General features: G+C 68.0%; 20 protein-coding genes and 1 pseudogene. 11 read left to right on the top strand and 10 right to left on the bottom strand.

The annotated features are described in order from the left end of the window. Positions 1–5 precede the first annotated feature (5 nt). The 5 genes from BN1313_RS15595 to BN1313_RS15575 are packed head-to-tail and all read right to left on the bottom strand — an operon-like array spanning position 6 to position 3,932. Positions 6–596 (bottom strand): malonic semialdehyde reductase, encoded by a 591-nt coding sequence (locus BN1313_RS15595; RefSeq protein WP_091743230.1) that lies wholly within the window; start codon positions 594–596, stop codon positions 6–8. A gap of 25 nt (positions 597–621) precedes the next feature. Further along, on the bottom strand, positions 622–1,134 hold the full coding sequence (locus BN1313_RS15590) for a flavin reductase family protein (RefSeq protein WP_091743229.1): 513 nt from the start codon (positions 1,132–1,134) through the stop codon (positions 622–624). Positions 1,135–1,150: 16 nt separating this feature from the next. Continuing rightward, positions 1,151–2,245 carry an LLM class flavin-dependent oxidoreductase gene (locus tag BN1313_RS15585; RefSeq protein WP_091743228.1) on the bottom strand — a complete coding sequence of 365 codons (1,095 nt, stop codon included), beginning with the start codon at positions 2,243–2,245 and terminating at the stop codon, positions 1,151–1,153. Positions 2,246–2,281: 36 nt separating this feature from the next. Beyond that, on the bottom strand, positions 2,282–3,079 hold the full coding sequence (locus tag BN1313_RS15580; RefSeq protein WP_091743227.1) for an ABC transporter ATP-binding protein: 798 nt from the start codon (positions 3,077–3,079) through the stop codon (positions 2,282–2,284). A 22-nt stretch (positions 3,080–3,101) separates the two neighbouring features. Further along, on the bottom strand, positions 3,102–3,932 hold the full coding sequence (locus BN1313_RS15575) for an ABC transporter permease (protein ID WP_091743226.1): 831 nt from the start codon (positions 3,930–3,932) through the stop codon (positions 3,102–3,104). Between the two features lie 122 nt (positions 3,933–4,054). Between BN1313_RS15575 and BN1313_RS15570 the strand changes: the two genes are divergently transcribed. From BN1313_RS15570 to BN1313_RS15560, 3 genes and pseudogenes are all read left to right on the top strand, one after another. Then, entirely contained in the window at positions 4,055–4,903 is an 849-nt protein-coding gene (locus tag BN1313_RS15570; protein WP_091743225.1) for a LysR substrate-binding domain-containing protein, read from the top strand. Between the two features lie 91 nt (positions 4,904–4,994). Then, positions 4,995–6,071: an ABC transporter substrate-binding protein gene (locus BN1313_RS15565; protein WP_091743224.1), complete on the top strand. Its 1,077-nt coding sequence runs from the start codon at positions 4,995–4,997 to the stop codon at positions 6,069–6,071. Between the two features lie 25 nt (positions 6,072–6,096). Further along, a pseudogene (locus BN1313_RS15560) lies at positions 6,097–7,218 on the top strand (LLM class flavin-dependent oxidoreductase). Between the two features lie 76 nt (positions 7,219–7,294). Here the strand turns inward: BN1313_RS15560 and BN1313_RS15555 are convergent. Next, the gene (locus tag BN1313_RS15555; protein WP_091743286.1) at positions 7,295–8,638 is read right to left on the bottom strand and encodes an LLM class flavin-dependent oxidoreductase; all 1,344 of its coding nucleotides are present in this window, start codon (positions 8,636–8,638) and stop codon (positions 7,295–7,297) included. A 53-nt stretch (positions 8,639–8,691) separates the two neighbouring features. Next, positions 8,692–11,580 (bottom strand): TonB-dependent siderophore receptor, encoded by a 2,889-nt coding sequence (locus BN1313_RS15550; RefSeq protein ID WP_091743223.1) that lies wholly within the window; start codon positions 11,578–11,580, stop codon positions 8,692–8,694. Between the two features lie 342 nt (positions 11,581–11,922). Here BN1313_RS15550 and BN1313_RS15545 point away from each other — a divergent pair, with 342 nt between their 5' ends. The 5 genes from BN1313_RS15545 to BN1313_RS15520 all read left to right on the top strand — a co-directional run bounded on the left by BN1313_RS15545 (position 11,923) and on the right by BN1313_RS15520 (position 16,088). After that, the gene (locus BN1313_RS15545) at positions 11,923–12,558 is read left to right on the top strand and encodes a hypothetical protein (RefSeq protein ID WP_091743222.1); all 636 of its coding nucleotides are present in this window, start codon (positions 11,923–11,925) and stop codon (positions 12,556–12,558) included. Next, positions 12,555–13,097: a flavin reductase family protein gene (locus BN1313_RS15540; protein ID WP_091743221.1), complete on the top strand. Its 543-nt coding sequence runs from the start codon at positions 12,555–12,557 to the stop codon at positions 13,095–13,097. Before BN1313_RS15545 ends, BN1313_RS15540 begins: the two co-directional genes overlap by 4 nt. Then, a complete protein-coding gene (locus BN1313_RS16670; RefSeq protein ID WP_176696065.1) occupies positions 13,094–14,425 on the top strand; it encodes an FAD/NAD(P)-binding protein in 1,332 nt (443 codons plus the stop codon). Before BN1313_RS15540 ends, BN1313_RS16670 begins: the two co-directional genes overlap by 4 nt. Positions 14,426–14,473: 48 nt before the next feature. Continuing rightward, positions 14,474–14,875 carry a hypothetical protein gene (locus tag BN1313_RS15525; protein ID WP_091743219.1) on the top strand — a complete coding sequence of 134 codons (402 nt, stop codon included), beginning with the start codon at positions 14,474–14,476 and terminating at the stop codon, positions 14,873–14,875. 76 nt (positions 14,876–14,951) lie between these two features. Then, positions 14,952–16,088 carry an AbrB family transcriptional regulator gene (locus BN1313_RS15520; RefSeq protein WP_091743218.1) on the top strand — a complete coding sequence of 379 codons (1,137 nt, stop codon included), beginning with the start codon at positions 14,952–14,954 and terminating at the stop codon, positions 16,086–16,088. Between the two features lie 7 nt (positions 16,089–16,095). Here the strand turns inward: BN1313_RS15520 and BN1313_RS15515 are convergent, their stop codons facing one another. Beyond that, positions 16,096–17,313 carry an NAD(P)/FAD-dependent oxidoreductase gene (locus BN1313_RS15515; RefSeq protein ID WP_091743217.1) on the bottom strand — a complete coding sequence of 406 codons (1,218 nt, stop codon included), beginning with the start codon at positions 17,311–17,313 and terminating at the stop codon, positions 16,096–16,098. A 247-nt stretch (positions 17,314–17,560) separates the two neighbouring features. On the opposite strand from BN1313_RS15515, the gene BN1313_RS16665 reads away from it, so the two are divergent. Together BN1313_RS16665 and BN1313_RS15510 are read left to right on the top strand one after the other, a co-directional pair. Continuing rightward, positions 17,561–17,722, top strand: a complete 162-nt coding sequence (locus BN1313_RS16665) for a hypothetical protein (protein WP_176696064.1) — start codon at positions 17,561–17,563, stop codon at positions 17,720–17,722. Next, the gene (locus BN1313_RS15510; RefSeq protein WP_091743216.1) at positions 17,719–18,264 is read left to right on the top strand and encodes an NTP transferase domain-containing protein; all 546 of its coding nucleotides are present in this window, start codon (positions 17,719–17,721) and stop codon (positions 18,262–18,264) included. The genes BN1313_RS16665 and BN1313_RS15510 overlap by 4 nt, the downstream gene beginning before the upstream one ends. A gap of 179 nt (positions 18,265–18,443) precedes the next feature. Here the strand turns inward: BN1313_RS15510 and BN1313_RS15505 are convergent, their stop codons facing one another. Continuing rightward, entirely contained in the window at positions 18,444–20,540 is a 2,097-nt protein-coding gene (locus tag BN1313_RS15505; protein ID WP_176696063.1) for a catalase, read from the bottom strand. A gap of 170 nt (positions 20,541–20,710) precedes the next feature. Between BN1313_RS15505 and BN1313_RS15500 the strand changes: the two genes are divergently transcribed. Beyond that, positions 20,711–21,541, top strand: coding sequence for a transglutaminase-like domain-containing protein (locus BN1313_RS15500; protein WP_091743284.1), 831 nt, complete (start codon positions 20,711–20,713; stop codon positions 21,539–21,541). 20 nt (positions 21,542–21,561) lie between these two features. Here BN1313_RS15500 and BN1313_RS15495 read toward each other — a convergent pair whose 3' ends face one another. Then, positions 21,562–22,914, bottom strand: coding sequence for a spinster family MFS transporter (locus BN1313_RS15495; RefSeq protein ID WP_091743215.1), 1,353 nt, complete (start codon positions 22,912–22,914; stop codon positions 21,562–21,564). Positions 22,915–23,005 lie beyond the last annotated feature (91 nt).

Here is a 23,005-nt window from a genome sequence, read left to right as displayed (position 1 = left end):
GTGGTTCAGAGCAGCTGGCAGGCTTCGTCGAAGGCGAGGCGCGGGAGGCGGGGAAAGAGCTTCTCGTCGGTGCCATAGCTCAGGCTGCAGATGAAATTCGCCCGCACCTCGGCGCCGGCGAAGAATTCAGCGTCGACGGCGGCCTTGTCGAAGCCGGACATGGGCCCGCAGTCGAGGCCCAACGCGCGGGCCGCCAGCATCAGATAGGCCCCTTGAAGGCTGCCGTTGCGGAAGGCGGTCTCCTGGGCGACCGTCGAGTCGGCGAACCAAGCGGCGGCGGCGGGGTTCTGGGGGAAGAGTTGCGGGATCTTCTCGGCGAAGGCCAGGTCATAGGCGACGATCACCACCGCCGAAGCCGTCATGGTCTTATCACGGTTGGCGTTGGACAGGTGCGGCGCCAGCCGCGCCTTAGCCTCCGGGCTCGTCAGGAAGACGAAGCGCGCGGGGCTCACGTTGGCCGAGGTCGGCCCCCATTTCGCCAGGTCGTAAAGTTCTCGGAGCATCGTCTCGGGTATAGGTTCGGGCCGCCAGCCATTGCGCGTGCGCGCGGCGCGGAACAACTGGTCGAGGTCGGCGTCGGGCAGTCGTGCGGCCATGGGGGTCTCCGCAGGGCGGCGGGATCTAGCCTGCGTAAGTCTGATCGAAACAGACGAGGGGCGCGCCGGCGCGGCGCTCGGCATCGCTGAGGTCAAGAATCAACAGCGTATGGCTGCCCGCGTCGATGCGCGAGCGGACACGCCCGATCACCGCCGCCAGGGCGCCCAGAAGCGTCGGCGGCTGGTCGGCCGTCTCGCTCCAGCGCCCGGCCAGCCAGGCCTGGGAGCTCGCGGCGTCGAAGCGGTCGGCCTCGTCGCGCTGACCGTCGGACAGGATCGACAGGCCGATGGCCTCGGCGTCAAGCAGAGCGGCGTGCCCGGCGGCGGCCTTGTCGATGCTCAGCAAGACCCGCGGCGGGGAGGCCGAGACACGCATCAGCGAACGCACCAGCACGCCGCGCGGTCCGTCCGGCCCCCAGCAGGCGGCGACGCCGACGCTGGAGGCGAGATCGGCCAGGCTGTCGCGAAGCGCTTCGCGGCGCGCTGGGTCAGGCGCCGGGCGGCGGAAGGGCGCGAACGGGAAGGCTTCGACGGACATCGGGGTCGCTCCGTCTTCAGCTCGCCTTGGCCACGCCGCGCGCGTCTCGCTCAGCGACCAGGTCCTTGACCAGCGGGATCAGGTCGCGGCCATAGCCGACTGCGTCCTCCAGGGGGTCGAAGCCGCGGATCAGGAAGTGGGTGACGCCAAGGTCGTAGTAGTCGAGCAAAGCGTCGGCGACCTGCTCCGGCGTGCCGACAAGGCCGGTTGAATTGCCGCTGGCGCCGGTGAGCGCGGCGACGCCGGTCCATAGGCGCTTGTCGAGGCGTTTGCCGTTTGCGGCGGCCTCCAGCAGGCGCTGCGAGCCGGCGTTGGGTGGCGCGTGGCCCTCGGTCTTCAGGCCCTGGGCTTCGCGGCGTGCGCGAACGCGGTGCTCAATGTCTTCGGCCCGCCTCCAGGCGGCTTCCTCCGTGTCGGCCAGGACAGGGCGTAGCGAGAGGGAGAACTCGATCTCGCGACCGTTTTTGGCCGCCGCGGCGCGGATGCGGCTGATCTGTTCGCGGACCTGGTCGTGCGTCTCGCCCCACAGGGCGAAGATGTCGGCGTGCTTGCCGGCCACCGGGATGGCCTCGTCCGAGGAGCCGCCGAAGAAGATCGGGATGTGCGGCTTCTGCAGGGGCTTCACCGAGGCGAAGCCGCCCTGGACGTCATAGAATTCGCCCTTGAAGTCGAAGGGCTGGTCGCTCGTCCACTCGCTGCGGACGACGTCAAGGTATTCGTTGGTGCGGGCGTAGCGTTGCGCCTTGGTCGAGATGTCGCCGTCGCGGTGCATCTCGGCATCGGCGCCGCCGGTGATGATGTGGACGGCGACCCGGCCCTTGGAGATGTGGTCAAGCGTGGCCAGTTGGCGCGCCGCGAGCGTCGGCTGGGTGAAGCCCGGACGGTGGGCGATCATCAGACCCAGACGCGAGGTCGCGTGCGCCGCATGGGTGGCGATCAGGATGCTTTCGGGCGAGGTCGAGCCGAAGGCGATGAGCGCGCGGTGAAAGCCGCCGTCCTCGTGGACGCGCGCGACCTTCTCGATGTGCTCGAGGTTGATCACCGGGCCCTGGGGCGGATGGATCTCAGAGGTGTAGTTGGAGCCGATGAAGCCGATGAATTGAACGGGCATGGGAGGTCTCTGTGCAGGCTGATAAGGTGAGGGGTGTTATTCGGCAGCGATGGTCAGGGGGTCGACCGAGCGGCCGGTGGCCAGGACGTCGACGCCGAGATGGCCGAGCAGGCGGGCGCGTATCGCGTAGAACTGCTGGTCGTGGTGGCGTGGTCGCGGCGCGGTCACGCGCTCTTCGGCGATGATCCGGCCATCGTCGAGCACCAGGACCCGGTCGGCGAGCGCGATGGCCTCGTCGACGTCGTGCGTCACCAGTAGGATGGCCGGCGTATGCTTGCGCCACAGCGACAGCACCAGGTCATGCATGCGCAACCGCGTCAGGGCGTCCAGGGCGCCGAAGGGCTCGTCGAGGAGCAGCAGCTTCGGCTGCCGCACCAGGGCGCGGGCCAGCGAGGCGCGTTGGGCCTCGCCGCCGGAGAGGGTGGCCGGCCAGGCGTCGGCGCGGTGGTCCAGGCCCACTTCCTTCAGGGCCGCTTCGGCGGCGGCGCGATCGGCGCCGCGCAGGCCCAGGATGACGTTCTTCCACACCCGCTTCCAGGGCAGGAGACGAGGCTCCTGGAAGACCACGGCGCGGGCGTCGGGGGTCCGGACCTGTTCGACAGGCGCCTGATCGAGACCCGCCAGGGTCCGCAGGAGCGTCGTCTTGCCCGAGCCGCTGCGGCCCAGAAGGGCGACGAACTCGCCCTGGGCGATGTTCAGGTCCAGATCGTGCAGGACAGTGGTCGCGCCGAAGCTGCGCGAGAAGCCGGTGACGCGGACGGCCGGTTCGGCCTCCTGGGCGTCGGAAGGCGTGTGGGCGGCGAGCGGGTGAGCGCGGAGGGCGGCCGGGGACATGGGCTAAGCCTCGTACTTTCGATCAGGATTTGATGAGGGCGGGGCGCCAGCGCAGGACGCGGGCCTCGAGGCTGCGGACCAGGAAGTCCGCGGTCAGGCCGAGGATGGTGTAGACGAGCAGGCAGACGACGATGATGTCGGTGCGCATGAAGTCACGGGCGTTGTTGATCAGGTAGCCGATGCCGGCCGAGGAATTGATCTGCTCGGCCACCACCAGCAGCATCAGGCAGCCGCCGGCGGCGAAGCGCAGCCCAACGAAGAAGCCCGGCATGGCGCCCGGCAGGACGATGTGGACGATCTGCTCCCAGCGCGAGAGGCCGAAGCTGCGGCCCGCCTCGATGAGCTTCACGTCGACGTTGCGGATGCCGGAGAAGAGATTGAGGTAGATGGCGAAGATGACGCCCAGGAAGATCAGCAAGATCTTCGGGGTCTCGCCGATGCCGAACCAGACGATCAGCAGGGGCGTGAGCGCCAGGCTGGGGATCATGCGCTTGATCTGCATGAGGGGGTCAATGCCCGCCTCGCCGGCCTTCGACAGGCCGGCGATCAGGGCCAGCACGCTGCCAATGGCGAGGCCGAGGCCCAGGCCGATGCCCGAGCGCGTCAGCGACACCGCCAGGTTGGACGGCAGTTCGCCCGAGACGATCATCGACCACAGGGTCTGAACGACGGTCGATGGCGCGGCCAGGACGCGGGCGGAGATGAACCCGGTCCGCGACCCCAACTCCCAGAAGAGCAGCGCCAGGACCGGGGTCACCCAGCGGCCGTTGCCGAGCGAGAGCTTCGGCGCGGCGAAGCGGCGGAGCGCGATCGTGCGGTCCGTAGAATTTCTGATCGTCTCAGCAGCAGACATGGGGCCTTCACAAGGACTCTCGCGCCATCAGCGCCTTGCTAGGTAAGACCCATATATCCTATCGTATCAATAGACTTTAACTCATCTACCCCTTTAGCTCTCCTGATAGGTGTCCTGCGGCGATGGTCGTGAACCTGCCTACCGAACTGCTGCGCAGCTTCGTCGCCATCGTCGACTCCGGGACCATGTTGCGCGCCAGCGAGCGGGTGTTCGTGACCCAGTCGGCGCTCAGCCTGCAGATGAAGCGGCTGGAGGACACCGTGCAGTCCCAGCTCTTCCATCGCGAAGGGCGCAGGCTGGTGCTGACCCCGGCGGGTGGCAGCTTCCTCGCCCACGCGCGCGAAATCCTCGCCAGCAACGACCGCGCGGTGGCGGCCCTGACCGGCGACGTCCTGGCGGGCCCGGCGCGGGTCGGCATGGTGCAGGACTTCGCCGAGACCCTGCTCAGCGGCGTGCTGGCGCGCTTCTCCGCCCTGAATCCCGACAGCCAGCTGCAGGTGCGCGTCGGCGGCTCGATGGAGCTGCTGGAGCTTCTGAAGTCGGACCGGCTGGACGTCGTCCTGTGCATGGGCGCGGCCGACGATCCGCGGGCGATCACCGTGGCCGAGACGGTCTGGTTCGGCGACCCGGCCTTGTTGTCCGCCGACGTCCTGCCCCTGGCCATTCTGGAGGAGCCCTGCCGCTTCCGCGAGGCCGCGCTCGCCGCGCTGGACGCCGAGAACCGGCCCTATCGGGTGGTGCTGGAGACGCCCAGCCTCTCGGTGCTTCGCGCGGCGGTGGACTCCGGCCTGGCCGTCAGCTGCCGGACGCGCGCCTTCTCGACCCGGATCATCGAAGCGGACGCGGGCCTTCCGTCCCTGCCCCCGGTCGCCTTTGTCAGCCGCACCCGGGCCGGGCCGCACCCGACGATCGAGAAGCTGGCCGACATGCTGCGAACGGCGGTGACCGACCTTGAGCAGGCAACCTCATAAGATCCATAAGGCACGGAAATATTGAGAAAAACTGGGAAATAAACCCGCATTTCTGCGGTGACTTCCCACCCCATCGGCGATCAAAGGCCTCATGACCTCAAACGCCTCCATCATCCCCGTCTCGTCACGTCGCGGCTTCACCGCGCTCCTGGTCGGCGCGCTCGCCGCCACCGGCATGGTCCTGGCGGCGTGCGGCGGCGCCGGGTCGTCGGCGAAGGACGACAAGCCGGTCCTGCGGGTCGGCGACCAGAAGGGCGGCGTTCGTGCGGTCCTGGAGGCCGCCGGCGAGCTCAAGGATGTGCCCTACAAGATCGAATGGGCCGAGATGCCGGCGGCGGCGCCCCTGCTCGAGGCGCTGTCGGCCGGCGCCCTGGACGTCGGCTCGACGGGCGCCGCGCCTTTCGCCTTCGCCTACGGCAACGGGGCTCAGATCCGCGCGATCATGGTGACCCGGGTGGTCGAGCGGGGCCCCGAGGCGGGCCGTGGCACGGCCATTCTCGTCCCGGCCAATTCGCCCCTGAAGACCATCCAGGATCTGCGCGGCAAGAAGCTCGCCACGGTGAAGGGCTCGATCGGCCAGGATGTGGCGCTGCGCCTGCTCGACGCCGCCCACATCGACTTCAAGGACGTCCAGTTCGTCTACCTGACCAACGGCGAGGCCAAGGCCGCGCTCTCCAGCGGCTCGATCGACGCCTGGGCGACCTGGAACCCCTACACCGGCATCGCCGTCGTCGAGAACGGCGACCGCGTCCTGCAGGACGCGCGCGACCTGCCGACCAGCGGCGGCGGCTACTGGTCGGCGAGCGTCAAGGCGCTGGAGACCAAGAAGCCCCTGCTGCGCGACTTCGTGCAGCGCTATGTCCGCGCCCGCCAGTGGGCGCTCACCCATCCGGAGGAACTGGCCCAGCAGCGGTCGAAGGAGACCGGCGTGCCGGTCGCCGCCATCCGCTACGGCGGCACGGCGGGCTCGGTCAGCGAACTGGCCGTCGTCGACAGCTCGGTGCTGCTTGAGCAGAAGGCGACCTTCGAGCGCTACCGCCGCGCCGGTGTGATCGACAAGATCCCCGACCTTAAGGAGGGCGGCTACGACAGCTCGTTCAACGACCTCTTCGTGAAGCCCGCCGCCGTCTCGACCGCCGGGGCCGCGCCGGTCAAGCCGGCCGCCTGATCGCCCGCCGTCCTAGGAACGCTAGATGACCGCCAATCGCCACCCCCTCGAATTCATCGGCATCCTGGGGACCCAGGCGGGGTCGGAGGTGCGGCGCTCCGGTCGTCCGCCCGGCGAGATCGACACCGCCTATCTGGGGGCCATCGCCCGCGGCCACGAGCACGCCGGCTTCGACCGCGCGCTCATCGGCTATTTCAGCTCCTCGCCGGACGGCTTCCAGATCGCGTCCTACGCCTTTCAGCAGACCGAGCGCCTGGGCCTGCTTTTGGCCCACCGGCCGGGCTTCGTCGCGCCCACCCTGGCGGCGCGCCAGCTGGCGACCCTCGACCAGTTCAGCCGCGGCCGCCTGGCCGTGCACATCATCACCGGCGGCAATGACGAGGAGCAGGCCCGCGACGGCGACTTCCTCACCAAGGCCGAGCGCTACGAGCGCACGGACGAGTATCTCGACGTCATCAAGCAGACCTGATCCAGCACCACGCCCTTCGACCATGAGGGCAAGCACTACCGGGTGAAGGGCGCCTATTCGGCGGTGAAGCCCGCCCAGCAGCCGCGCATTCCGATTTACTTCGGGGGCTCCTCGCCGGAGGCCATCGCGGTCGCCGGCAAGCACGCCGACGCCTACGCCCTGTGGGGCGAGAGCCTGGCGCAGGTGAAGGAGACAATCGACGCGGTCCGCGCGGCTGGCGCCGCCCACGGCCGCGCCGACCGGATCCGTTTCTCGCTCTCGCTGCGGCCGGTGCTCGGCCGCACAGAGGAGGAGGCGTGGGCCCGCGCCGACCGGATCCTGGAAGCCGCCAAGGCCCTCCGCGCCGGCGGCCGCAATCACGCGCTGATCCCCGCCAACGGCCGGCCGCAGGCGGTGGGCTCGCAGCGCCTGCTGGCGATCGCCGCCGAGGGCCGCGTGGTCGACAAGCGCCTGTGGACCGAACTGGCCGCCGTGACCGGCGCCGGCGGCAACTCCACCGGTCTCGTGGGCACGCCCGAGCAGGTGGCGGAGTCGCTCATGGAGTATTGGGAGCTTGGGGTCTCCACCATCCTCATCCGCGGTTTCGATCCGCTGGAGGACGCCCTGGAATATGGCCGCGACCTGATCCCGCTGGTTCGTGCGGAAGTCGCCCGCCGCCAGGCCGCGCTCGCCGCCTGACCTCCAGACAGGATTGCCCCGCAAACAAAAAGCCCCGGCGTGAGCCGGGGCTGAAGGCGGGGAGGAAACAGCTCTTCTATTCGGCGGCTTGCAGGGTCTGCGCCGCCTGGCGGGCCCAGCGGTTCTCCGGTACGGGCAGGCCCAGGTGCCCGCGCAGGGTGTCGTGCTGATACTCGGTCTTGAAGATTCCGCGCTCCTGCAGGATCGGGATGACCTGCTCGCGGAATTTCTTGAAGTCGCTAGGACGCGAGACCCACAGGTTGAAGCCGTCGCAGGCGCGGCCTTCGAACCACTGCTGGATCTCATCGGCCACCGTCTGCGGCGAACCCACGAAGCCGTGGCGGCGCTCGGCCTGGTTCAAGACTGTTTCGCGCAGGGTCCAGTTGTTGTCGCGGGCGCGTTTGACGATCCGCTCGGCGTTGCCCTTGTAGCTGTTGAGGCTGAGGTTCGAGACGTCAGGGAAAGGCGCGTCGAGGTCGTACTGGCTGAAGTCGTGATAACCGAACGGCCGGCCCAGCCCGACCAGCAGCTTGTTGAAGTCGAGCTTCTCCTGGCGGTCGCCGACGCGGGCCCAGGCGGCTTCGTCGGTGTCTTCGATGACAGGCTGGATGGAGGGAACGATCGTGATGTGCTCGGGGTTGCGGCCAAGCGCGACCATGCGGGCCTTGATGTCGGCGTAGTAATCGACCGCATCGTCAAAACCTTCGACGCCGGCGTAGATGCCTTCGGCGATGTTGGCGGCCAGGTTGCGGCCATCCTCGCTGATGCCAGCCTGGAAAAGGACTGGCTGGCCCTGCTTGGACCGGCTGAGCGCCAGGGGGCCGGCGACGCTGAAGAATTCGCCCTTGTGGTTCAGGGCGTGCTGCTTGGGCTTGTCCAGGAAGACGCCGTTTTCCTTGTCGCGGGGGAAGGCGTCGTCCTCGTAGCTGTCCCACAGGCCTTTCACGACCTCGACGAACTCATGAGCCCGGCGATAGCGGACGGCGTGGTCGATGTGCTCCTCGCGGCCGTAGTTTTTCGCCGCGCCTTCCAGGCCGGTGGTGACCACGTTCCAGCCGACGCGGCCATGGCTGATATTATCCACCGAGGCCAGAAGCCGGGCGAGGTTGTACGGCTCCCAAAACGAGGTGGTGGCCGTGGCGATCAGGCCGATCTTCGAGGTGGATACCGCCAGCGCCGACAACAGCGTCAGCGGCTCCAGCCGGTTCAGATAGTGCGGCGTGGTGTCCGGGGTGATGAACGGGCTGTCTACCATGAAGACGAAGTCGAACTTCGCGGCTTCGGCCAGGCGAGCGTTCTCGATGAACCAGTCGATGCTGACGGACGCGTCGCCGGGCAGTTCCGGATCGCGCCAGCCGAACTGGTCGTTGCCGACGCCGACCAGGGCGACGCCGAGCTTCAGTTGACGGTGTTGGGACATGAAATCCTCCATGCGGAAAAGAAGAGGGCGGTCCCTCGCGGGACCGCCTTTGATCAGAAATTGTAGGTGGCGCCGGCCAGGATGCTGTGGCTGGAGACCCCGCCCTTCAGGCCGTTGTTCGTGGCGCTGAGCAGCTTGATCGAGGGGATGTCGAAGTAGTGGTAGCGGACGTTCAGATCGACGTGCTCGGAGACGCGGCGACGGACGCCGGCGATCGCCTGCCAGGCGAAGGCGGTCTTGTTGTCGTTCTGGAAGAAGCCATGCTGGGCGTCGTTGAAGCGCCAGCGACGGGTGTTGATGCGGCCAAGGCCCACGCCGCCGCCCACTTCCACGGCCCAGGGATTGTCCGGGCCGCCGCCAAAGTCGGCCAGCACATTGGTCATGAGCGCCAGCACCGGGGTCGCGCCGCCGGGGTTTGGATAGGTCCCGGCGGCCCGAGCCGGCGTTTCCAGGGGAATGGCGGCGCTCTTCAGGGTGATGCGATCGACGTCGACGCGCTTGTTGCTGACTTCGCCTTCGACGCGGAAGTTTCCGAAGTCGTGGCCCAGGATGCCGGCGACCTCCCAGCCCGTGCGATGTTTGACTTGAAGGCCGTCGTCGATCGTTCCCAGCGCCGGATTGACGATCGCCTTGATGTCGAAGTCGGCGCTGTTCAGCTTGGTGGCCCCGGCCAGGGCGCCGACATACCAGCCGTCGGCCACCCACGCAGGCGCGCCGCCCGGGGCGGTCGGGGCCCAGGAGCCCGTCGCATAGTTGATGCTGACCGTGTAGGTGCGCGGCGCACCCGGCGACAGGCCGGTGCCGCCGGCGTTCGGGATCCAGTACTTCTTGCCAGCCACGTTCGAGACATTGCCGCGGATTTCGACCTCGGCGGTCTTCAGCGGCAGGCGGTAGGACGCGCCCAAGTCGCCCACGGTGTAGGCGTCATAGCGGAAGCTGTTGTCGGTCTGGCCGCGGGCCTTGCCGGAATAGCGCAGGCCGCCGAAGGCCTTGAAGCCGGGCAGGTAGTTGGGCGTGTATTCGAGGAACGCCGAACTGCGCCAGCTGACCTTGCCGGGGACGTCGGTCCCCACCAGGGCGGCGGTGGCGGCCTTGGTCTGGACCGCGTCAAGGTAGGCCACCGAGAAGGAGGCGTACCATTCCGGTAGGAGGCGCCAGTTGGTGTCGAGCTCCACGCCCTGGTAGCGGCGCTCGCCGTCGCGGACCCACAGGCCTAGCGTCTGGCCGGGCGCCGGCGCGCGCAGATAGTCCGAGGGCAGCTCGGTGCGGAACAGGGCGACGTTGGCGCCCCAGCCCTGGCGCTGCACCTTCACGCCGGCCTCGTACTGCTTGCTTTTGATCGGACCCAGCGACTGGCCGAAGTTCGACGCCGTCTCCGGCGCGTTGGCCCCGCGCTGCAGGGCCTGGACGTGGCTCACATAGAGGCGCGCGCCCGGCGCCACGTCGTAGCTGAGGGCGAAGACCGGCGTGATCGAGTTTTCTTCATAGGCGGTGTCGGCGTTCACCGGCTCGTCGTTGGTTTCGCGGTAGCGGGTGTAGCGCACGCCGGCCAGCAGCTCGGCGTGACCGAGCTTCAAGGTGTCGCTGAGGAACAGGGCCCGCTGGCGGATCTCCTGGTAGCGGAACCAGCTCGGCGGCCGCTGATAGGCGACGGCGGCCGGGTTCGAACCCCAGTCGGGGATCGCATTGGTGTAGATGTTGCCGTTCTGGTTGAAGGCGTAGGACGTGGTGGGCAGGCCGTTGGCCGTGTTCTGCCGGTCGTAGTCGTAGTTGACGTCGAGGTAGTCGACTCCGGCGATGACGTTGTGGCTGACCGGGCCGGTGTCGAAGTTGCCGTCGATGCTCCACTGGCCGACATAATAGACGAACATCCGGTTCTGGTTCAGCAGACCCGAGCGGAAGTCGCCCTTGTTATTGGTGATCTGCGGGATGTTGCCGGGGAAGCGCTCGTCGATGGTCGAGTAGCGCAGCGCCACCGAGGCCTTCCAGTCAGGGTTGATCTGCCAGTTGAGGCGGCTGGTGAACTGGCCGACGTCGTTGAACTTGGAGGTCGACGGCGCGCCGAGGTTCAAGGCGCCCTTCACCGGCTCCAGGTAGGTGACCCCCGGGGCGAAGGTGATGTTGTTGGACTGCCGGGTCTGCCAGGTGCGCTGGTAGAAGCCGTCGACGCTCCAGGTCAGTTCCGGGGTGATCTCGCCCTGAATCCACAGGGTGGCGAACTGGTTCTTGTTGAAGGCCTTGTTGTAGAGCGTGCCTTCCTCGTGGACGACGTTCAGGCGGAAGCCCGTCGTGCCGCCCTCCTTGAACGGGCCGCCGACGTCGACGTGGGCGCGCCAGATGTTGGATGAGCGCAGGCTGATGTTGCCGCTGGCCGCGAAGCTGTCGGTGGGCTTCTTGGAGATGAAATTCACGATACCGGCGGGCGAGGCGTAGCCGTAGACGAAGCCGCCAGCGCCTTTCAGCACCTGGACCTGCTCGAGGGCCTCGATCGGCTGGTCCTGGTACCAGTAGGGGAAGGCTAGGCCGTCGTACTTGTAGCCATTGGTCAGGTCGACCGAGAGGCCGCGGACGCTGAAGGTGTTGCCCGACGCCAGGCCGGAGTTGTTCGGCCGGATCGAGGCGTCGTAGTTGAACGCAGCATCGATCGTGGTGGCCCCGAGCCGGGTGATCTGTGCGGCGTCGACGCGGGCGATGGAGAACGGCGTCTCCAGGATCGTGCGGCTGCCCAAGGGCCCGGTTTCAATCTGCGCCTTCGTGCGCACGCCGGTCACGACCACGTCGGAGACGGCGCCGGCGTCATCCAATCCATCGGCCGCGGCGGTGTCGGCCATGTCGGCGGCGAGGTCAGCGGCGTGCGCGCTTGGCGCGCTGAGCGCGGCGGCGGAGAGCAGTAGAGCCTGGGCGGCCCCAGCCAGCAGGCGGCTTCGCGTCGTGGAGAGCAATTTTTTGTACCTAATAGAGTGAGCCAATTCGCCAGAAATATCGGCGATGTTCGAATTTAGGCACTCTTAGGCGGGACTATGATGCGGCTTCAATCAAAGAAGTTTGCAGTTCACCCTGAGATAATCTTAAGTCCAATGCTCATATACGACATGAATCATTTCAATATGACTTAAATGATTGGCAAGTTTATTTGTATCAATACGGCGATTATATGGATGATCAAGCTTATACCGGAGCCGCTCTTCCGGCGTCCTGCGCGCCTAGCATGCCGCGCGGGACGCCCTGACGGCCCCGCCTGGCTTTTATCCTATAAAGTCGATAGGAATGAAGAGAATTTTGCGATGGCGACCTTGGCGCTGGCGGTGGCCGACCGTCTTGAGGAGATCGATCTCGACCGCGTGGCCCGCGAAGGCGCACGCGACGCGGCGCTGGCGTTCCGCGTCATGCGCGAGGCCCGGGTGATCGGCCCGACGGCCACCACCCAGTTCACCGCCCGGATCGCTCCGGCCGTCTGGGTCGAGTACAGCCACCCCGGTCCCTGGTCGGTCAGCCTTGAACCGCGCGCCACGCTCTATTCCGATGAACACCAACTGGAGCGTCTCGGCCGCCTAGTGCGCCCCCTTGAGGCGGCGCCCTTCGCCGAACTTCTCAATAGACGCGGCGACATCCAGGCGATCGCCGTCGCGCGCACCCCGGGTCTCGCCGCGGTGGCGAAGGCTGGCTTGGTCCTGTCGGTGGCGACGTCGGCCGGCGAGGCGGTCGAATTGCCTCTGATTGACGCCGACCATATCGCCGATGCCCTGGCGGAACGATCATCGGGTGACCGCTTGGTCCAGGCCGTGCTCTTATCGGATGGTCGGCTCGTCGCATTGAGCGCCGTCGGCGTGCTCGCCGCGGCGGAGCGCGTCATCGCCCTGGAGGAGGCTGCGCAAATTCACATTCATGCAGCGGTCCTGCGCCGGGAAGCCGCCCTGTGACGATCACGGATGGGAACGGCGCGAACAGCGCCCGCGACGTGACAGACGCCTTGGCGCAACTCGCCAGCGGGGTCGCCATTGTCTCGCTCTGGCGCGAGGGCGCCCCGCAGGGGCTGCTGGTCAGCTCGCTGATCGGGCTGTCCGTTGATCCGCCCCGGGTGCTGTTCACTGTCCGGCGCGATGCGTCTGCCTATGCGGCCCTGATGGCGGAAGACCGCTGCGCGGCGGTCATCCTGGCCGCAGGCGATCGCGAAGACGCCGCGCTGTTCTCCTCGAGCCGGTCCGCCGGCGAACGCTTCGCTTCGCCGTCCTGGGATCTGCCGTGCGCGCACGCGCCCATGTTCAAGGGCGGTCTCGCGCGGTTTGAACTGCGGATCCACCAGCGCCTCGACGCCGGCGCCAACGCGATCATCATCGCTGACATCCTGGCTGTCGCCAGCACGCCGGGCGAGCCGCTGGTCTATCACGCGCGGCGCCTGACCGGTCTCGTCGCCGACGCCCAGATCGTCGCCGCGGCCAAGGTGCGCGAGCGCGCGTGAGCGGCCCCTCCATCGCCGTCATCGGCGCTGGCTTCAGCGGCGTCCTGACCGCCCTTCATCTTCTGTCGATCCTGCCAGGCGTCCAGGTGCGGCTCATTGAGCGCGCCGACCGGGTCGGCCGTGGCCGCGCCTATGCCACCACCAACCCGCAACATCTGCTGAACGTCCGGGCGCGAAACATGAGCGCCTTCGCCGACCGCCCGGACCATTTCGTCGAGTGGCTGGCCAAGGGCGGTCAGGCTGCCGAGGGCGACGCCTTCGTCAGCCGCGACCGGTACGGCGACTATCTGCAGGGTCTGCTGCGCGAGCGGCTGGCCGGCGCCGGCGCGGGCGCGCTCCTCGTGGAACACGACGAGGCGGTCGCCATTCGCCGCACGGCCGCCGGGCGCTACGACGTGCTGCTGGGCGTCGGACGGACGCTCAACGTCGACGCCGTGGTCCTGGCCTTGGGCGCCGGCGCGGCGATGGACGGCGGCGGCCGCATGGTTGGCGATCCCTGGGCGAGCGACCTCTCCGGCGTCGAGGGCGACGAGGTCCTGCTGCTGGGCTCGGGCCTGACCGCCGTGGACGCGGCCCTCACTCTGGATCGCCCCGGCCGCCGGATCGTGATGCTGTCGCGCCGAGGCTTGTCGCCGAGGGCGCATGGCCCCGCGCCCCTGGCCGATCCGCCGGCCGGCCTCCTCGATACGCCGCGCCGCGCGCTGCGGACCCTGCGCGCCGAGGCCGCTCGCGTGGGCTGGCGCAGCGCCGTCGACGCCGCGCGCCCGCAGGTGTCGCCGGCCTGGATGTCCTGGACTCCGGCCGAACGCCGCCGCTTCCTGCGCCATCTGCAGCCCTGGTGGGACGTCCACCGCCACCGCATGGCGCCCACCGTCGCCGCCGCGTTCGCCGAGGCCCTGGCCGAAGGCCGTTGGACGGTGGAGGCGGGGCGCCTCGAAGGCCTGGAGCCCCAGGGCCAGGGTCTGGCTGCGACCATTCGTACGCGGGGCGAGGACCTAGCGCGCCGCCGCAGCTTCGCTGCCTGCGTTGACTGCACCGGCTTCGGCGGCGACCCGGCGCGTTCTGACTTGGTCCGCGGCCTGATGGAGGCCGGCTTAGCTGAGCGTGACCCGCTCGGCCTCGGCCTGGCGCTCGACGCCGATTTCCGGCTTACGGCGGCCGGCTCTGTGGGTCGGCTCTATGTGGTGGGGCCGCTGGCGCGCGGCGCCGTTTGGGAGGCGATCGCGGTGCCTGACCTGCGTAACCACGCCGAGGCGGTCGCCCGCACCGTCGCCGACGATCTCAATGGAGCGCAGTTGTCTGCGCGCGCCCTGTCCGCCCCGCTGTAGGATTGCGCAAAGCCCGTCGCTGGATGCGGCGGGCGGGCTGGGGGTGCCATGCGGCGACTGGCTTTGGTGGTGGTTCTGGTCGGGGCTCTGTCGCAGGCGTCGGGGGCCGGGGCCCAGATGTGGCCGGGCGCCCAGGTCGAGAAGACCTATGGCGTCGGCCTGCCACGCGACATGGTCAACGCCGACCTGATGACCTCCAACGCCATCAGCGCCCGGCGCTGGTACGCCAGCGGCAGCAGCGCCTTCCAGACCCTGGTGAAGGCGACGCTTCAGGACTTCGGCGTCTCGATCTATCGCGGCCGGAAGCGCGCGCCGGCGGTCGGCCTGGCCGCCAGCGAGCGGGCGTTTCTGAAGATCCTTGATGAGACGGGCCGAATGACGATGCAGGATCTGCACGGTCCGGACCCTCTGCCGCATACGGCGGTCGCCGAACGGAAGGCCCGGCGCTAGGCGTTCGTCGTTGATTGCTGATATCGGCTGCCGTCGTCGCCTCCGCGCATCGGGGCGACGCGGGGGTGAGGTGTCAATGACGCAGGCGTTGGGCCTTGGCTATCGGATCAGGCGCGACGCCCGGCAGGCCGGCTTCGCCCTGCTGGTGGCCTTGTCCGGCGGGATCCCGCTCTACCTGCTCCATGTGCCGGGCGGCGCAATCATCGGCGGTATGGCGGCGGCCGCCATCCTGGCCTTCCGCGGCCGAGTCACCTTGTGGCCGACCAACATCTACGCGGCGCTGGCCGGCACGCTCGGCATGGCCAGTGGCGCGTCGGTCTCGCCGGACACCTTGCGCCAAGCGGCGGCCTGGCCGCTTTCCATCGCGCTGCTGGTGGCGGGCTCGGCCCTCATGTGCGGTTGCGGCTATGCGATCCTGCGCACCGTCGGCAAGGTCGACCAGCGCACCGCCTTCTATTCCGTCGCGCCTGGCGCGCTACAGACCGTCGTCATCCTGGCCGAGGAGCAGAAGGCCGATCTTGCGACTGTCGGCGTCGTCCAGACTCTCCGGTTGGTGGTGCTCGTGATGTTGGCGCCGACGATCCTGGGCGCGGGCGCCATGGCTCATCCACAGAGCGCGCCGGTCCACCACTATGGCGATCCCGCGAGCTGGGCGATGATGATCGCGGCGTCGATCGGCAGCATCGCGATCGCCCGACGCCTGCGTTTTCCCTCGGCCGATTTCCTGGGTCCCATGATCGCCAGCGCGACGTTGCACGCCATGGGGCTGGTCGACGCGAGCGTGCCGCCTCTGGTTCTGGCGCTCGCTGGCGCCTGCATGGGGGTGACGATCGGGGCGAAATTCGCCGGCATGCAACTGGGCCAGCTTGGCCGGCTGGTGGCGTTGAGCCTCGTGGTCCTGGTGGTCATGGGCGCAATCGCGGCCCTGGTCGGGGCTTTCGCAGGCTCGATATCCGGGGTTGGACCGGTCGCCGGCGTCCTGGCCTTTGCCCCTGGCAGCATCGACGTGATGATCGCCCTTGCGCTCACCTTTCATGCCGAACCCGCCTATGTGGCGGTCCACCATCTGGCGCGATTCATGTTGCTGCTTGCGCTCCTGCCCATCCTGAGCCGCCTGTTGTTTCCGGCGCCGAAGGACGAGCCTCGGAAGGTCGCTCCACGCGGACCCCTGGAGGCGCCAGCGCCGCCTTCGCTGAAGGACCGCGCTGACTGAGGCGCGTTCAGCCAAACCGGTAAGGCGAAAAGCAGTCCATGTCGGCGTCCGGCGCGCCAGTTATGGCCGCCGTGATCATGCTGGCGGCCAGGCTGGCGAAGGTGACGCCATTGCCGCCGAAGCCGCTGGCAAGCCAGAGCGCTGACGATCCGCGGATCGGCCCGATGGCCGGAAGGCCGTCGGGCGAGCGGCCAAAGGTTGCGGCCCAGGCGCAGTCGGCTTCGATGTCGCCACGTCCCAGCAGGTTCAGGCTGCTGGCGCACAGGAAGGCGGCCTTGCTGGCGACGAGCGCGTCGCGCCGTCGCGGGTCGACCAGGTCCTCGTCGCCGCCGCCGATCACGATGCGGCCATCCGCGGTGGCCCGGCCGTAGAGGTAGGGCTCCGACGCCTCCCAGATCAGGGCCTCTTCGCGCCACAGCGGTGCGACGCCCGGCGCTGTGGCGATGGCGAAGCTGGAGCCGAGGGTGAAGGCCTTCGGCAGATAGGCCCTGGGCGCTTCATAGCCGGTGGCGAGGATCGCCTGGCGAGCGCTGCACCGGCGGCCGTCGGCCAGGGTCAGGAAGACGCCATCCGCGGTCTCGGCAAGATCGACGACATCGGCGGGGTAGGTCACCGTCGCGCCTTGCCGCTGCGCACGCGCCAGCAAGGCGTACGTCAGCGCTACGGGATCGACGGCGAAGGCGTCGCCTGAGACCAGTCCGGCCCGTGCGGGAATGGCGAAGCGTTCGGCGACGGCGTCTGCGGACAGCGCAGCCGAGGGCAGACCGGCCGCCCGCCGGGCGTCGGCTTCGTGCAGCAGATCGTCGCCCTCGAGGACGCTGCCCGCCAGATAGACCTCGGGCCGCGCCGCCCAGGCGCAAGGCTGGTCGAGACCCGCAATGCGTTCCGCCAGATCCTGAACGGCGGCATGGACTCTGCGCCAGCATCGCGCGGCCTCCGGCGCGCCACGCGTCTTGGCGAGCGCCGTCAGCGGCGTGTCGGCGGCCCACATGACCAGGGCCGTGGAAGCTGCAGTGCTGCCAAGCGCCGGCGGTCGGCGATCAAACATCGCCACCGAACGGCCGGCGGCCGTCAGGCGGTCGGCCAACATGGCGCCGGTCACGCCCGCCCCGATGATCGCCACGTCCACCTTCTGCGGCGGAGGCTCCGCGGCGAAAAGGTCGCGGTCATTCTCGAGCCAACAAACGCGGCCGCCTCTCAGGTCGATATGTTCGGTGACTGGCATGGCGCTCCGATCTCGGCGGACCGGGAACGCGAGCGCGAGCCAAAGGCTTCACGGCGAGCGTAAGGCGAGACCATCGTCACCGGTGTTTGGCGACGTCTGGACCAGGGCGACCGGCGTTTCTTCGGCCAGGGCGATGCACCCGCGCCAGCGGCGCGCCGCCATCGCTCCATCTTCCCATGGCGTGCGGGCGCAGGCATCGTGGGCGGATAGGCTGCGTCATCGCAAGCCAGCGTCACCGGACCACGCCATGACCAAGAGCGCCAAGGCCCCTCTGATGAAGCCCTATAAGGGCCCGGCCGGCGGCTATGGCTCGGCCAAGTCGGGCGTCGAGAATCTGCTGCGCGGGGGCCTCGCCGCCGAAGGCGCGCTGCTGCTCGAACAGCCGCAGCCGGAGCGCATGGGTGCGTGAGCAGGCTTAGGGCGATCATCCTGGCCGGCGGCCGGGCGGAACGGATGGGTCGGGACAAGGCGCTGATCGCCTGGGACGGGGAAACCGCGATCGCCCGGATCGCTCGCCTTGCGGACGCGGCGGGAGCTGGCGACGTGATCGTCGCCGGCGGCGACTACGGTCTGCCGTTCGTCATGGATGCGGTGGCCTACGGAGGCCCCGTTGGCGGCGTCCTGGCGGCCGCCGCCGCGCCGACCCAGGCGGAGCGCTTTCTCATCCTGGCGGTGGACGCCCCGACGATCACGCTGGCCGACCTTGGCCCGCTCCTGGCGGCGCCCTCGCCTGGGGCGGTCTACGCGGGGTTTCCCTTGCCCATGGTGATCGATCGCCGCGCCGTGCCGGTTGCTATGGAGGTGAACGATCGCCTGCTGAGGCTGATCGAGGCTGCGGGCCTCGGGACGCTCGAGCCGCCCCTCGACGTGATTCCGCGCCTGCGAGGCGCCAATACGCCTGAGGATCTTGCAGTTCTCCAACAGGCGGATCCCCCGGCGAGGTCGCCTTGAACGGCGCCCTCCTGTTGCGGCTGACCGACGCCGGATGAACGGCCCGTTCGCGGACGCGCCGCCTCAACCCACTCCAGCGTTTCGCCATGAAGGTGTCGCGGGACAACCGCGACAACGGCAACGTCGCGCCGGCCCTGGAGAGTTCGGGCCGGCGGACGCCTAGATCAGGGCCGCGCCGGTCAAGCGAGCAGTCGGACCTTCGGCTCGCGCGCCCATTGCCGGGTTGCGGCCGGGGCGATGAAGGCCTTGGCGCCCTCGGCCAGATCGACGACGCCTGGGTCGGTTTCCACGCCGGACTTGTCGAGGAGCGGCTTGGCCTCCGCGGTGAAGGCGATGGCCTTCAGGTGACCGAAGGCGTTCTTCACGAAGTCGGTTGCGGCGCCTTCACCAAGGAGTTCGGCGCAGCCGGCCTCTGACAGCACCAGCGCCACGGCGTCGAACAGCACCGACGGCGTGCCCGCCAGCTGGCCGTCGACCGCCAGCAAGTCGCCGCCCTTGAGCTTCACTCCGCCGATCTTGGGCGCGATGATCTTCACGGCGCCGCCGGCGGCTTCGACGGCCTTCTTCACCGCGGCGACGACCGCGCCGTCAGCGCCGTCAGTTACGAGAACGCCGACAGCGCGGCCCTCCAGAGTCTGCGGATATTTGCCGACGATCCGCAGCGCCGGGGAGAGGTCCATGTCCTGCGGTTCGGCCGCCGCGGCTGACTTCGCGGGGAGTTTCATGGCGAGGCCGTCGGCCACGCGCTGGGCCAGGCTCTCGTCGACATTGCGAAGATTGCCCAGCACGCGCAGCCGGACGTGCTCGAAGACGCATTTGGACAGCTCGAAGACCAGGGCCGTAGCCATGTGGGCCTGCTCGATCTCAGTCTGCGAACGATAGAACAGCCGGGCCTGGCTGTAGTGGTCGGCGAAGGTCTCGCTACGCAGGCGGACCTTCGTTTCCTCCATGGGCTGGGCGAAGCTGCGATAGCCGCCTTTCGGGTCTTCCCGCGGGCCGCCGTCCTCGCCGGCTTCGGCCAGGCTGTTGGGCTCATAATTCGCGCGGCCCTTGAAGACCTGGGTCTGCATCTGACCGTCACGCTGCATGTTCTGGAAGGGGCAGCCCTTGGCCTGGTTGATCGGCAGCTGGTGAAAATTCACCGTCCCCAGCCGCGACAGCTGGGTGTCCTGGTAGGAGAACAGCCGGCCTTGCAGCAGCGGGTCCTCGGAAACATCGATGCCTGGCGGCAGGTTGCTGGGCAGGAACGCGACCTGCTCCGTCTCGGCGAAGAAGTTGTCCGGGTTGCGGTCCAGAACCATGCGGCCGACGACGCGCAGGGGATAGAGTTCTTCCGGGATGAGCTTGGTCGCATCCAAGATGTCGAAGGGCAGGGCGTCGGCCTCCGCCTGGCTCAGCAACTGAACACTGAGCTCCCACTCCGGGAAGGCGCCGCTGTCGATCGCCTCATAGAGGTCCCGGCGGTGGTAGTCCGGATCGGCGCCGGCGATCTTCACGGCCTCGTCCCAGCAAGTCGATTGCGTCCCGAGCTTCGGCCGCCAGTGGAACTTGACGAAGGTCGCCTCGTCCTGGTCGTTCAGCAGCCGGAAGGTATGAACGCCGAAGCCTTCGATCATCCGCAGCGAACGCGGGATCGTCCGGTCAGACATCGCCCACATGATCATGTGGGTGGATTCTGGCATCAGGCCGATGAAGTCCCAGAAGGTGTCGTGGGCGCTGGCCGCCTGCGGATAGCCGCGGTCAGCCTCCATCTTCACGGCGTGGATCAGGTCGGGGAACTTGATGGCGTCCTGGATGAAGAAGACCGGGATATTGTTGCCGACCAGGTCCCAGTTGCCCTCCTTGGTGTAGAGCTTGACCGCAAAGCCACGAACATCGCGCGGCGTGTCCACCGAACCCGCGCCGCCGGCGACGGTGGAGAAGCGGACGAACACCTCGGTCCTGGCGCCGACTTCCGTCAGGACCTTGGCGCGGGTGAATTCGGCGAGCGAGTCCGTCAGCTCGAAATAGCCGTGGGCGGCTGAGCCGCGGGCATGGACGATCCGTTCTGGAATGCGCTCGTGGTCGAAGTGCTGAATCTTTTCGCGAAGGACGAAGTCCTCCAGCAGGGTCGGGCCGCGCCCGCCGGCCTTCAGAGAGTTCTGGTTGTCGCTCACCGGCACGCCGTGGTTGCTGGTGATTCGTGTCTCCGGAGTCGCGGCGGTCTGGTGCGTCTCGCCGCCGTCGCCCACGATCGTTTGCATCGGCGCGGACGGCGTCTTGGGGGGTTTCGTCATTTCGGCATCCTGAGCAGGCCCGGCTGGCATCCCCGGCATGGGGTCGCTCTGCAACGCACTCAGCCCCGATTGGTGGCGATCGCTTCGCAGATAAACGACTGAAGTTTGGAACCGGCGCGCTTTCAGCCGGTTTGGGGGTCAACGCGCCACGTCCAGACTTCGAGCTCTTCATGAAAATTCACGCCGGCTACCAGATCGCCTTCGACTGTCTGCAGCCCATGCCGATCCTGCTGAAACTCAGCGTGCATCCGGATCGGCGCGGCGATTTGCTGTCGCCAGATGAAGTGCGGGCGAGCGTTCCCGCCCCGATCAGCCAGCTGACCGACGAGTTCGGAAACCTAGTCACGCGCGTGAGCGCGCCCGCCGGGCAGATTGTCCTCTCGTCGCGCTTTATCATCGAAGACAGCGGCGAGCCGGATCGGCAAAACTGGGACGCGCGCCAGATCCCCGTGGAGGATCTGCCGGCGGAGGCGATCCCCTTCCTGCTCGCGAGCCGCTATTGCGAGACTGACCTGATGAGCAATCTGGCCTGGTCGCTCTTCGGCGCGACCAAGCCCGGCTGGCAGCGCGTTCAAGCGATTGTCGACTACGCCCACCAGCGCATCCAGTTCGGCTACCGCCACGCCCGCCCGACGCGCACCGCGCTGGAAGGCCATCAGGAGCAGGTCGGAGTCTGCCGCGACTACGCCCATCTTGCGGTCACCCTGTGCCGGGCGATGAACATTCCGGCGCGGTATTGCAACGGCTACCTCGGCGACATCGGCGTGCCCTACAGCGACGCGCCCATGGACTTCAGCGCCTGGTTCGAGGTTTATCTTGAGGGCGGCTGGCACACCTTCGACGCCCGCCACAATGCGCCGCGGATCGGACGCATCGTCATCGCCCGCGGTCGCGACGCCGCCGACGTGGCCATGACGCATACCTTCGGGCAAGCCTGGTTGACCGAGTTCAAGGTCATCACCGACGAGGTGACGGACGCGCCGCAGATGGTCGCCGCCTAGAGCGGCCTGGCCCCGAGCGCCTAGGCCGCCGCCGGCGAGGGGGCCGGGGCCGCCAGGTCGCGAAGATGGCTGAGGAACGGCCTGCGAGCGATCAGCAGCAGGCCGACGGAGATAGGCGTGCCGACAACCGAGACCATCGCAAGCGAATATCGAAGCGATAGTGGGTCACGGAAGACATAGTCGGTCATCACCGGGATCAGCAGCGGCACGAAGCCGATGCCAAAGAAGTTGGCGCACAACAGATAGACCGCCACGGCCTGCGACCGCATCGTCGTGGGCACGGCCAGGCTGACGCACGAGTGCGCGACTCCGAACGCCATGGATGTGAGGAGCACCTTGCCCGCCATAAGCGAGAAGGCGATCCAGACGTAGTTGGTCATGAAGATCGTGACGCTCATCGGCAACATGAGCAGCATCGCCGCCACAGCGACCAGGATATTGGCGTCCTCGCGGCCGCGCTTGCGCAGAAGGTCAGCGGTCCACCCGCCCAGCACCGCGCCGAACACCCCAAGGGTGAGCGCCATCGAGCCGATCGCCGTTCCGACCGTAGCTGGCGACAGGTTGTAGGTCCGCATAAAGAAGGTGGGAGTCCAACCGCCGCCGCTGGACACCCCCGAGATAAAGGCGAAGCCGAGGATCAGCGAGAGCACGGCGCGCTTGTTCGTCCAGAGATACCTGGCCGTCTGCCTGCTGGTTTTCGGCTTGTTCGCCGCGGTCGCGCGCGCGCGGCGCATCGGTTCGCGCATGGTCAACATGATCACAAAGCCCAGGACGATGCCCGGAAGGGAAATGATCACGAACGCGCTTTGCCAGGGGTGTAGATCGCCGAACACTGGGATGTGGATCACGCCGATCTTCGTCAGCCACAGCATCAGGAAGCCGCCGAGAATGGATGAGAGGCTGCCGCCCAGGATGCCGCCTGCGGTGAACATGCTGACCGCGCGGCCGATTTTAGCGCGCGGCACCATATCGCCGATGATCGAGACGCCTGCGGGCACCAGTGCGGCTTCGCCAAGGCCGATCCCCATCCGCGCCACGCCGAGAGTTGCGAAATTGCGGGCCAGGCCGAACAGCGCCGTACAGGCCGACCAGAAGAACATGCCCGCCAGGATGATGCGTTTCCGGTTGTGGGCGTCGGCTAGCTGCGCGATCGGCAACGAAACTGTGCTGTAAAAGATGATGAAGGCCGGACCGATCATCAGGCCGATCTGCGTGTCCGTCACATGTAAAGTCTGCTTGATCGGATCGATGACCAGGGCGACGAACCCGCGGTCCATGAAGGAAACGCCGTTCGCCATTGCGAGCAGGATGACGACATACCAAGCGCCGCGTACGCCCTTGAAGTCTTCTTCCGTTTTTGCAGCCTCGGACATGGCGCCTTCTCTCAGACTGGGCTGTCAAACGCCGCCACAGCGGCGGGCGGCGGCCTCAAGGTGTCGCGATGCTGTCCCGCCGCCCTGCGGC

Origin of the sequence: Phenylobacterium immobile (ATCC 35973) (assembly GCF_001375595.1) — a bacterium.
In the GTDB taxonomy this organism is placed as follows: Bacteria; Pseudomonadota; Alphaproteobacteria; order Caulobacterales; family Caulobacteraceae; genus Phenylobacterium; species Phenylobacterium immobile.
The sequence above is the reverse complement of the archived record's forward strand: the minus strand, read 5'-3'. Positions and strand labels throughout refer to the sequence as shown.

What these genes read in the sequence shown, in the direction of transcription:
- BN1313_RS15595 (WP_091743230.1), bottom strand. Translation starts at nt 596, where the DNA reads ATGGCCGCACGACTGCCCGACGCCGACCTCGACCAGTTGTTCCGCGCC.
- BN1313_RS15590 (WP_091743229.1), bottom strand. Translation starts at nt 1,134, where the DNA reads ATGTCCGTCGAAGCCTTCCCGTTCGCGCCCTTCCGCCGCCCGGCGCCT.
- BN1313_RS15585 (WP_091743228.1), bottom strand. Translation starts at nt 2,245, where the DNA reads ATGCCCGTTCAATTCATCGGCTTCATCGGCTCCAACTACACCTCTGAG.
- BN1313_RS15580 (WP_091743227.1), bottom strand. Translation starts at nt 3,079, where the DNA reads ATGTCCCCGGCCGCCCTCCGCGCTCACCCGCTCGCCGCCCACACGCCT.
- BN1313_RS15575 (WP_091743226.1), bottom strand. Translation starts at nt 3,932, where the DNA reads ATGTCTGCTGCTGAGACGATCAGAAATTCTACGGACCGCACGATCGCG.
- BN1313_RS15570 (WP_091743225.1), top strand. Translation starts at nt 4,055, where the DNA reads ATGGTCGTGAACCTGCCTACCGAACTGCTGCGCAGCTTCGTCGCCATC.
- BN1313_RS15565 (WP_091743224.1), top strand. Translation starts at nt 4,995, where the DNA reads ATGACCTCAAACGCCTCCATCATCCCCGTCTCGTCACGTCGCGGCTTC.
- BN1313_RS15555 (WP_091743286.1), bottom strand. Translation starts at nt 8,638, where the DNA reads ATGTCCCAACACCGTCAACTGAAGCTCGGCGTCGCCCTGGTCGGCGTC.
- BN1313_RS15545 (WP_091743222.1), top strand. Translation starts at nt 11,923, where the DNA reads ATGGCGACCTTGGCGCTGGCGGTGGCCGACCGTCTTGAGGAGATCGAT.
- BN1313_RS15525 (WP_091743219.1), top strand. Translation starts at nt 14,474, where the DNA reads ATGCGGCGACTGGCTTTGGTGGTGGTTCTGGTCGGGGCTCTGTCGCAG.
- BN1313_RS15520 (WP_091743218.1), top strand. Translation starts at nt 14,952, where the DNA reads ATGACGCAGGCGTTGGGCCTTGGCTATCGGATCAGGCGCGACGCCCGG.
- BN1313_RS15515 (WP_091743217.1), bottom strand. Translation starts at nt 17,313, where the DNA reads ATGCCAGTCACCGAACATATCGACCTGAGAGGCGGCCGCGTTTGTTGG.
- BN1313_RS16665 (WP_176696064.1), top strand. Translation starts at nt 17,561, where the DNA reads ATGACCAAGAGCGCCAAGGCCCCTCTGATGAAGCCCTATAAGGGCCCG.
- BN1313_RS15505 (WP_176696063.1), bottom strand. Translation starts at nt 20,540, where the DNA reads ATGACGAAACCCCCCAAGACGCCGTCCGCGCCGATGCAAACGATCGTG.
- BN1313_RS15500 (WP_091743284.1), top strand. Translation starts at nt 20,711, where the DNA reads ATGAAAATTCACGCCGGCTACCAGATCGCCTTCGACTGTCTGCAGCCC.
- BN1313_RS15495 (WP_091743215.1), bottom strand. Translation starts at nt 22,914, where the DNA reads ATGTCCGAGGCTGCAAAAACGGAAGAAGACTTCAAGGGCGTACGCGGC.